Source organism: Tepidiforma sp. (genome assembly GCF_026419595.1).
Taxonomy (GTDB): Bacteria; Chloroflexota; Dehalococcoidia; order Tepidiformales; family Tepidiformaceae; genus Tepidiforma.
In genome coordinates, this window is the sequence record NZ_JANZZD010000061.1 from 1 (window position 1) to 1,980 (window position 1,980).

Annotated in this window: 2 protein-coding genes and 1 pseudogene; all 3 read left to right on the forward strand. The window is 72.0% G+C overall.

Features of this window, described 5'->3' with window-relative positions:
- Nucleotides 1–187: pseudogene (locus tag N2041_RS14255) on the forward strand (hypothetical protein); the annotation flags it as partial.
- Nucleotides 188–261: 74 nt separating this feature from the next.
- The gene (locus N2041_RS14260; RefSeq protein WP_297679245.1) at nucleotides 262–1,095 is read left to right on the forward strand and encodes an SDR family NAD(P)-dependent oxidoreductase; all 834 of its coding nucleotides are present in this window, start codon (nucleotides 262–264) and stop codon (nucleotides 1,093–1,095) included.
- Between the two features lie 72 nt (nucleotides 1,096–1,167).
- Nucleotides 1,168–1,980: flagellar filament capping protein FliD (gene fliD / locus N2041_RS14265; protein ID WP_297679246.1), on the forward strand; the 813-nt coding region annotated here is incomplete at its 3' end.

Below are 1,980 nucleotides of genomic sequence, written 5' to 3' on the forward strand. Positions count from 1 at the left end.
CATGACGCGCGCCCGCTTCCTCGAGCAGGCCCTCGGCGGCGACTACCAGTTCGTCCTCGGAGGCGAAACCCTGCGGCTGCGCATCGGCGTGGCAATGGGCCTCGCCGAGCACCGCGAGGGCGAATCCCTCGAACAGCTCCTCCAGCGCGCCGACCAGGCCCTCTACCAGCGCAAGGCCGAACGCTGAGCCGAACCGCCCTCCTGCCCGCCCGCCATCGCTGCCAGCCGCCTGCTAGGATCGGGAGGGAGGCTGCTGGAGCCGTGGCGGAGGCAAGCGAATTCCTCGATCAGGCTGTGCTGATTTCCGGCGCGGGGCGCGGCATTGGCAAGCGGCTGGCGCTCGCCTTCGCCGCCGAAGGGGCGCGCATCGGGCTGCTGGCGCGCTCCCGCGCCGAACTTGACCTCGCGCAGCTCGAAATCAGCCACATGGGCGGCCAGGCCCTCGCCCTGCTGTGCGACGTCCGCGACTACGCGCAGGTCGAGGCCGCTCTCGAGCGCTTCCGCGCCTTCGCCGGCCCGGTGCGCATCCTCATCTGCGCCCATGGCGCCTTCGGCTGGATCGGCCCGCTGGCCGCCTGCGAACCCCAGGCCTGGATGGACGGCATCGCCACCAACCTCGGCGGCGCCATGCACCTGTGCCGCGCCGTGCTGCCGGACATGCTCGAGGCGCGCGCCGGCAAGATTGTCCTGCTCGCCGGCCCCGGCGCCGCCAGCCCGCGGCGCAACTTCTCCAGCTACAGCGCCGCCCAGGCGGCCCTGGCCCGCCTGGCCGAAACGCTGGCCGAAGAGGTGCGGGAGGCCAACATCCAGGTCAACTGCATGAACCCAGGCCCCACCTACACCAGCATGACCGACGACATCATCGCCGCCGGCGAGCGCGCCGGGGCCGAAGAGCTCGAAGCCGCCCTGCGCCTGCAATCCTCCGGCGGCGCCACGCCCGAAGAGCAGATCGAGCTGGCCCGGTTCCTCTGCTCGCCGCGCTCGAACCACCTCAGCGGCATGCTCATCTCGGTCTCCGACAAGTGGCGCAAGCTCGAGCACTCCCGCTCGCAGGGGGCGATGTTCACCCTGCGCCGCATCCTCCACTCCTCCTGAGGCGCCCCGCCGCCGCAAATCCTCAAGAAAGGCGCGCCCGATGCCGATACGACAACTGCGGAGGCGCGCCCGATGCCACTATCGCCGCTCACTTTCACCGGGATCAGCAGCTTCTCGGACGATTTCCAGACCATCCTCGACCGCTCGGTCTCCATCGCCAGCCTGCCGGCGCGCGCCCTCGAGCAGGAACAGGCCGGGCTGATGACCCGCAAGATGGCTGCCGCCGAGCTGCGGCAGGCCGTCGCCGACCTCGCCGCCGCGCTCCGCCAGCTCGGCAGCCTCAGCCGCGGCGGAGCCATGCAGGCCTCCAGCAGCTCCTTCTCCGTGCAGGCCACCGCCGGACCCGGCGCCACCGCCGGGCTCTACCGCATCACCAACATCACCAGCCTCGCCTCCCAGGCCGTCGCCCGCTCCGCCTCCGGGTTCGCTTCCCCCACCGCCAGCCCCGTCAGCAACGGCAGCGGCCAGTTCGAGCTCATCGTCGACGGCGCCAGCCACACCCTCCAGCTCCCCGCCGGCGCCGACCACCTCGAAGGCCTCCGCGACGCCATCAACGCCGGCGGCTTCGGCCTCACCGCCGCCATCCTCGACGCCGGCCCCGCCGCCGGCAGCCAGCGCTACTTCCTCTCCATCACCGCCAACGACACCGGCGCCCGTTCCATCGAACTCCGCTCCACCCCAGGCGACCCCGGCTCCAACCTCCTCGCCGTCGTCTCGCCCGGCTCCGACGCCGCCTTCGAACTCAACGGCGTCTCCATGACCTCCCCCTCCAACACCATCAGCTCCGCCATCCCCGGCGTCACCCTCGAACTCAAGGCCACCACCCAGCCCGGAGCCTCCATCGACGTCCTCGTCCGGCCCGCCGCCACCGGAGCCGCCTCCGCC